This is a genomic window from Myxococcus sp. CA039A, assembly GCF_013336645.1.
Classification (GTDB): domain Bacteria; phylum Myxococcota; class Myxococcia; order Myxococcales; family Myxococcaceae; genus Myxococcus; species Myxococcus llanfairpwllgwyngyllgogerychwyrndrobwllllantysiliogogogochensis.
Map to the genome: position 1 here is coordinate 1 of NZ_JABUMQ010000445.1, position 7,512 is coordinate 7,512.

Below are 7,512 nucleotides of genomic sequence, written 5' to 3' on the forward strand. Positions count from 1 at the left end.
GTCCCCGAACCCCGCGGCGCCCGCCGACGCGGAGGCCTTCCGCGCGACGCCGCCCCAGCCCGGCAAGCCTCCGGAGTTGGTGCTGCCCACCTTCCAGAAGGCGATGCTCGACAACGGACTGACCGTGCTGGTGAGCACCCGGCGTGAGCTGCCGCTCGTCTTCGCGGGCGTCACCTTCGCCGCGGGCAGCGCGCAGGACCCGGTGGGCAAGAAGGGCCTCGCCGACCTGACGTACCGCATGCTGCTGGAGGGCGCGGGCACCCGCGACACGGTGGCGTTGGACAATGCCTTCTCGGACCTGGGCGTGTCCGCCTTCCAGGAGGTGTCTCCGGATGGCGCGCAGGTGGGCGTGCGCGTGCTGACGCGCAACGTGGATGCCGCGCTGGCCCTGCTGGCGGACGTCACCCTGCGGCCCACCTTCGCTCCCAAGGCCTTCGAGCGGCGCAAGAAGCAGCAGCTCGCGGACCTGGTGCGCCGGCTGGGTCAGCCCAGCGCGCTGGGGCAGATTGTCTTCCTGTCCTCCGTCTTCGGGAGCACGCACCCGTACGGGCACACGTCCGCAGGCATGCCCGACACCGTGCAGGCGCTCTCGCTGGAGGACATCCAGGGCTTCTACAAGAAGCACGTGGGCCCGGCCGCTGCGGCGCTCGTGCTGACGGGTGACATCTCGCTGGACGAGGCCGTGGCCTTCGCGAAGCAGCACTTCGGTGCATGGAAGGCGCCCGCGACTCCGCCCGCCGCGCCGCCCGCGCCGTCCACTCCCGCGCGCCAGATGGTGTACGTGGTGCCCAAGCCCGGCCTGGACCAGACGGTGATGATGCTGGGCCGTCCCGCCATCGCCGCGGGCAATCCGGATGAGTACTCGCTGGAGCTGGCCACCACCGTGTTCGGCGGCTTCTTCGGCAGCCGGCTCAACATGAACCTGCGCGAGGCCAAGGGCTACAGCTACGGCGCGGGGGCGAGCACGGACGCGCGCCTGGGCGTCGGTCCGCTCACGGCCTATACGTCGGTGCGTGCGGACGTAACGGGCCCCGCGCTCAACGAGACGATGGGCGAGCTGAATGGCCTGAAGTCGAAGCCCATCACCGAGAAGGAGCTGGCGGCCGCGCGCGAGGGCCTCATCCGCGCCTTCCCCGGCGCCTTCGAGTCGGTGGAGGGTCTGGGCTCCAGCGCGTCGCAGCTGTACCGCAAGCGCCGGCCGTTGGATGAGTTCAACCGCACCGTGGAGGGGCTGCGCACCGCCACGGCGGCCGACGTGCAGCGCGCGGCCGAGAAGTACCTGGACCCGGCCACGCTGCAAATCATCCTCGTGGGAGACCCGCTGCTCATCCAGGAGCAGGTGTCTCCGCTCAACCTGGGCAAGCTGATGGCGGTGGAGCCGGACACGCAGCCGGGCAGCGCGAGCGCGCGCCCGTAGTCGTCAGTCCAGCAACGAGCCCGGCGCGTCGACGAAGGACGCGTCGGGCCTCTTCAGCGAGGGCGTCAGTCCTCCTCCTCGACCTGACGCTCCAGGGCCCGTTCGCGTCCCTGCCGCTCGCGCTCCAGCTCGTCCGCCTCATCGATGGGGCTGCGGATGTCAGGCACGTCGCCGCCGACGGGGCCGTCGCTGTCGAGCGCGAACTTCTGCTCCCGCGTGCTGCGGATGGAGTCCGCGGCGTAGAGGGGCAGGGTGTCATCCGCCTCCAGACCCCGCTCCACGCGGTCCTTCGCGAAGGTCGGCTTGTGGTGGCCCCCGGCCCCGCCACCCTTCGAGGGGTCGTTCTTCTTGTTGCCCGTGCCCATGTCGCGCTCCTCGTCGAAGGGCGCGGAGTGCATCCCCACGCCGACTCCACACAGGGCTCAATGTCGGAGCGACGACAGCGGGCACCAAGCTCCGTGCGACGACAGCGGGGCCCGCCCGCCTGGGTGGTGGGCGAGGTGGCCCGGGTCGCTAGGTCTGCGTCGAGACGAGCGGCGGCGGCTCCACCACCACCTGCATGGAGAGCGAGGTGTGCTCGGCCTCCCAGCGCAGCCACAGCTTCGGACGCGAGACTTTCGAGCGCGCGGGCTCCACCTTCAATGACAACCAATTGCGCTCGCGCAGATAGCGGCTCTTGCCCACCGGGAGCATCTCCGTCTGCATGTACGAAGGCAGGTCATCCACCGACTCCTCCGACAACAGCCGCATGCCCATGAACTGGAGAATGTTGGGCGGCGGGTGGACGATGCCCGAGGACGTCACCTGCTCAATCGCGGCCTCCGCGAGCCCCGCCGGGATGTGCTCCGGATTGCGCGAGCGGATGAGCCCCCGCGCCCCCACGTGAACGTCCCCGGACACCACCGTCACCGCGCAGTGCGACACCTTCGCCAGTTGGAGCAGGTCCACCATCAACCGGATGCGCTCGCCTCGATGCGCGACGGACTCCCACTGGTCCAGCATGTCGTCGTGCAGCGCCGTGTCGCCGCCCAGCGTCTCCACCGAGGGACCGAAGCGCAGGTGCACCAACGGAATGGAAGACAGCACGATGACGTGCCTGGACTTCTTCCCCGCGTCCTTCCCGTGCTCCTGTCGCCACGCATCCAACGTGTCCCATTGCCCGGCGCTCATCACCTCGTGCGCCATCTTCCCGTTGACCTGCTTGCGGTACGTGCGCCCGCTGCGCAGGTCCAACGCCACCAGGTCCACGTCGCACTCCGTGCCCACGAAATGCAGCGTCTGGAGATAGTGCGCGTCACAAGGCCTGCGCTTCGCGGGCTTCTTCTCCGCCGTCTTCAGCTCGCCCAGCTGGAAGGCCTCGAAGGCGAGCGCGGCGGCGCTGTAGATGGACTCGAACCACTCGCAGGACTGCAGCGACTCGTGCGAGCCCCAGCCGTCGAAGATGTCGTGGTCATCCCAGGTGAACAGGCCCGGCACCCGCGCGAGCACGGGCGCGATTCCCGCCGAGCCGCTCCACCGCTCGCAGTACAACTCCACGTAGCGCGCCACCATCTCCTCGTGGAACCCCGGAGGCGGCCCGAAGTCCCGGTTGAGCTTCTGCTCCAGCTCCCGCTTGCGGAACTCCACCAGCGGCTCGTGGTCCAGGAGCGAGTCCGCGTACACCTGGTCTCCACCGCCGAGCAGCAGCTCGAAGCCGCCCTCCCTGGGCTCCTCGTGCTGGGCCAACATGTCCGCCCAGCAGCCGAAGGGACGCTTCATCCGCATCACCGAGCCCCACGTCTTCGCGTCGCTGGCGCCGTTGCAAGAGAAGAAGGCCGCGCGAGGCAGGGCGCCCTTCGCGGGTACCACCACCGTCTTCACGTCCTCCTCCCCCCAGGGCTTCACCGCATGGCCCCGCGAGGAGAAGTCCACCTGCTCCAGCGCGGCACAGCCCTCCCCGGGCTCGAAGCGGTACGTCACCCGCCGGGGCGTGGCCTCGCGAGTGAGCGTCACCTCCCACCGCCACAACACACCGGCGGCCGGGCTGTTCAGCGAGGAGAAGTCCGCGACCGACGTCGGCGGAGTGGAGACAGCACCCGCCACCTCCACGCCGTCGAGCCCCTGGAAGCGAAGCCGCAACGGAGGCGGCCTCGCCGGGTCCGAGTCAGAGAGGTACAGATTCACGAAGAACGACCACGTGTCCTCGGATGGCTGGTTCCTTGCGTACAGCATCGGCCCGAGCAGCTTCTTCATGTGCTCCCCCCGGTCTGCACCAGGGCCGTAAGCCCCGGATTCACGGACTCTAGTCCGGAACCCGGTAGCCGGGAGCCCATGCGGGGAGTGTGTCCTGCGTCCCCAAGTTGCCCACAGGCTCGGAGAAGGGGCGAGGCGGGCCTACTTCGCGAGGAAGTCGAGCACGGCGGCGTGGAACTTCTCGGGGGCCTCGAAGTGGGGGATGTGGCCCACGGCGGGCAGCTCCACCAGGGTGGCCTGGGGAATGGCCTGGGCGGTCTTCTTCCCCAACTGGGGATACTGGCCGAGCGTCGCGGCGACGTCGGCGGGCACCTTGCCCCGGCCGATGAAGGTGCGGTCCTCCTGGCCGATGACGACGAGCGTGCGCGGCTTCACGAGCGGGAACTCGTGGGACACGGGCTGCTCGTAAATCATCTGCGACGTCTCGGCGGCCACTCGGGCCAGGCGGGGATAGTCGCCGCTGAGCGTCTGGCGATAGAGCACCTGGACCCAGACGTCATACTCGGGCTTCCACTTCACGTAGTACGTCTGGTGGTACTTGCGCGTGGACGCCTCCGTCACGGCGAGCTGCTCGCGGTAGTACGCCTCCGTCGGCTGCCAGGGGACCTTCTCGCGGTAGTCCTCCAGGCCGATGGGGTTCTCGAGGATGAGCCGCTCGGTGGTCTCCGGGTACATGAGGGCGAAGCGCGTGGCCAGCATGCCGCCCATGGAGTGGCCCAGGATGACGGCCTGCTTCACGCCCAACGTGTCGAGCAACTGCTTCGTCAGCGAGGCGAGCGTGTGGAAGCTGTAGTGGATGTCCGGCTTGGACGAGCGGCCGAAGCCGAGCTGGTCCGGCGCGACGACGCGATAGCCCGCGGCGGTGAGGGCGCGGATGGTGGCCTCCCAGTACGCGCCGAAGAAGTTCTTGCCGTGCAGCAGCACCACGGTGCGCCCGTTGGCGCGCGCGGTGGGCTTCACGTCGAGGTAGGCCATGCGCACGTCCTGGCCCTCCACCGTCAGGGGCAGCTGCTGCACGGGGAAGGCGGAGGGCAGGCCCTCCAGCGCGGTGCCGAGCGGCTCGACGGCGCCCTTCGTCTGGGCGAGGGCGGGCGGAGCCGACAGCAGCAGGGCGGTCAGGGCCAGGAGGGAGGGACGGACGGACATGAAGCGGGCTCCTCGCAAGGGGTCGGTGTCTCGCGGCGACAGCGTCCGTGTGTAGCGCGTGGGGCGCGAGGACGCAGGGCCTTCGACACCTGAACCGGCCTTCATGTCCGGAGGTGGACCGGGGCACGCCCTCATCGTGGAGGGCGTGGGCACCCCGGGTGCGGGAGGTCAGTTGGGGGAGCGCTCGAAGCTGCGCGGGCTGAGCAGCCGCAGCGTCAGCACCATGGCGAAGAACAGGACGCTGGCGCTGATGGTGACGAAGCGCACGCCCACGCGGTCCGCGAGCGCGCCCAGGGCCCAGACACCCACCGCGTACCCGCCGCCGAGCACCATGCTGTACAGGCTGCTCACGCGCGCCTGGAGTTCACGGGGGACGCGCGAGGTGGCGAAGGCGTGCAGGCCGCTCATCAGCGTGAGGTAGTTGGCGCCGAGCACGAAGATGGCCGCGGCGGCCACCGTCAGCGTGGGCGACATCCAGTAGAGCGCGGACACCACGCCAATGGACATGGCGGCGAAGCCCAGGAGCTTGCGATGACCGAGCGCGTCCGCGAGCGTGCCCACGACGACGGCGGCCACCACCGCGCCCGCGCCCTGACAGGCGACGAGCAGCGACGTGGCGGCGGCGCCCTGACCGAAGACGTTGATGGCGAAGACGGGCACCAGGCCGATGAAGGGCGCCACCAGCGCGGCGACGAACAGCGTGCCCCACAGCACCAGGGAGATGTCCTCGTCCCCGCGCGCCACGGAGACGCCTCGGGTGATGCCGGCCCAGAGGCTCTCCTTCGTGCGAGCGGCTTCCCGCGTGGGCATGCGCACGCGCGACAGCGCCACGAGCACCGCGACGAAGGACAGCGTGTTGACGAACAGCGCCCACGGCGCGCCGCCCATCTGGAGCACCAGCGCCGCGAGCAGCGGGCCCATGATGCGACCCAGGTTGAACTGCGCCGAGTTGAGGCTCATGGCGCTGTGCAAGTCACGGGGCGGAACGAGCTCCGCGAGCATCGCGGAGAAGGCCGGGTTGGTGAGCGTGCTCGCGCAGCCGTTGAGCAGCGTGACGACACCGACGATGGGCACGCTGAGGTGGCCGGTGAAGGCGAGCACCGTGAGCACCGCGGCCAGCGCGAGCTGCACGCCGGTGCCCAGCGCCACGTAGGCGCGGCGGTCGAAGCGGTCCGCGAGCGCGCCGCCCAGGGGCGACAGCACGACGGAGGGAAGGAAGGCGAGGGCGACGATGCCGCCGGTCCACTCGGCGCGGCCCGTCTCCTGCGTGACGTACACGCCCATCGCCACCGTCTCCATCCAGGTGCCGATGTTGGAGATGAGTGCGCCCAGCCAGACAGCGAGATAGCCAGGGTGTTCGAAAGCGCGAAGCGAGGAGAGATGGGGCAGTCGAAGTGCGCGCACGGCGAAATCCTTGTACCGCACGCGTCTGCGATGCGCTTCCACGAGACGCGTCATGCTTGGTGCCGCAATCACGAGAGGCGCAGTGGGCCCAGCAGTCAGCCTTCAGCGTGCGATGGATGACGACGACACGGACGATTCGCTCGACAGGGCTGTGACACAGCTCACGCGCGCGGCGTACGGCACAGTCGCTCAGGCATGTCCTGATACGACGCATTTCATGAAAGCCCTGCGAGGAATTGCGTGGGCGCGGGTGTGTGATTGTCGGGGCATCGGTGCGCGCGTGCGGATTCCAGCGCGCGCCCGGGTGACGTCAGCGTGAGGAGACGGGGCCCTTGCCGGCGGGGCGGAGGGTGCCGTCGTCGGAGATGCGGGCGCCGGAGTCGGGGAAGTCCACGGCGGTGAGGTCCTTCAGCAGTTGGATGACGGCGCCCTTCTCGTCGGGGACGGCGATGCCCTTGTCCACCTGCTTCGTGGCGAGGACGCGGCCGGAGGTGAAGTCACCTGTGTTGTTCAGCTCCACCTCCAGCACCATGCCGAGCCCCTGCGGACCCTTGAGGTTGAAGCGGCCGTAGGTGGCGAAGTTGCCCAGCGAGTACGCGATGAGGCGGCCCTTGTAGAACTCCAGGCCGCGCACGACGTGGGGCCCATGGCCGATGACGACGTGGGCGCCGGCGTCCACCACCGCGTGGGTGAAGGCGCGCAAGTCACCGCGGTCCTCGCCGAAGAACATCTCCCGGCCGTTGGGGACGTGGAGCGCCTTGCCGCCCTCGGCGCCGCCGTGGAAGGAGACGAGGACGATGTCGTGTTCGGCCGCCGCCGCGCGCACCAGCGCCGTGGCCGTGGCCAGGTTGTTGAGGTGGTTGCACGAGGGGGACGTGTGGAAGGCCACCATGCCGATGCGCAGGCCGTTGCGGTCCACGGTCGCCACGGAGCCCGGAGGTCCGCTCCAGGCGATGCCGAGCGCATCGAGCGTGGCCTCCGTCTCGCGACGGCACAGCTCACCGAAGTCACCCGAGTGGTTGTTGGCGGTGGAAGCCAGGTCCACGCCCGCGTCCTTGAAGAACTGGCCGTAGGCGGTGGGCGAGCGGAACGCGTAGCAGTTGCCGGACGAGCGGCACTTGGTGGTCTTCCCGTTGTCGCAGAGGGGGCCCTCGACGTTCGCGAAGGTGATGTCCGCGTCCTGCATCAAGGGGAGCACACCCGCAATCACGCTACCGCCGCCATCGGGTGGCAGGTTGTCTTCGGGGATGGTGGTGCCGAGCATCATGTCGCCCACGGCGCGGATGCGCACCTTGGCGTCGGCGGGCGGGGGC

Annotated in this window: 6 protein-coding genes; 1 reads left to right on the top strand and 5 read right to left on the bottom strand. The window is 69.7% G+C overall.

The features are described from left to right. A partial coding sequence (locus tag HR086_RS42835; protein WP_174468518.1) for a pitrilysin family protein occupies positions 1-1,417 on the top strand: 1,417 nt, incomplete at its 5' end. A gap of 65 nt (positions 1,418-1,482) precedes the next feature. On the opposite strand, the gene HR086_RS42840 is transcribed toward HR086_RS42835, so the two are convergent. From HR086_RS42840 to HR086_RS42860, 5 genes are all read right to left on the bottom strand, one after another. Further along, a complete protein-coding gene (locus tag HR086_RS42840; protein ID WP_141648617.1) occupies positions 1,483-1,782 on the bottom strand; it encodes a hypothetical protein in 300 nt (99 codons plus the stop codon). A 148-nt stretch (positions 1,783-1,930) separates the two neighbouring features. Further along, positions 1,931-3,649 (bottom strand): alkaline phosphatase D family protein, encoded by a 1,719-nt coding sequence (locus HR086_RS42845; RefSeq protein ID WP_174468519.1) that lies wholly within the window; start codon positions 3,647-3,649, stop codon positions 1,931-1,933. Positions 3,650-3,790: 141 nt separating this feature from the next. Further along, a complete protein-coding gene (locus HR086_RS42850) occupies positions 3,791-4,795 on the bottom strand; it encodes an alpha/beta fold hydrolase (RefSeq protein WP_174468520.1) in 1,005 nt (334 codons plus the stop codon). A 168-nt stretch (positions 4,796-4,963) separates the two neighbouring features. Further along, positions 4,964-6,199, bottom strand: a complete 1,236-nt coding sequence (locus tag HR086_RS42855) for an MFS transporter (protein WP_141648614.1) — start codon at positions 6,197-6,199, stop codon at positions 4,964-4,966. 310 nt (positions 6,200-6,509) lie between these two features. Further along, positions 6,510-7,512 (bottom strand): CapA family protein (locus HR086_RS42860; RefSeq protein WP_174468521.1); only part of this gene is annotated, 1,003 nt, incomplete at its 5' end.

Excerpts from the sequence above, each read along its gene's own strand:
- HR086_RS42840 (WP_141648617.1), bottom strand. The coding sequence starts at position 1,782 with ATGGGCACGGGCAACAAGAAGAACGACCCCTCGAAGGGTGGCGGGGCC.
- HR086_RS42850 (WP_174468520.1), bottom strand. The coding sequence starts at position 4,795 with ATGTCCGTCCGTCCCTCCCTCCTGGCCCTGACCGCCCTGCTGCTGTCG.
- HR086_RS42845 (WP_174468519.1), bottom strand. The coding sequence starts at position 3,649 with ATGAAGAAGCTGCTCGGGCCGATGCTGTACGCAAGGAACCAGCCATCC.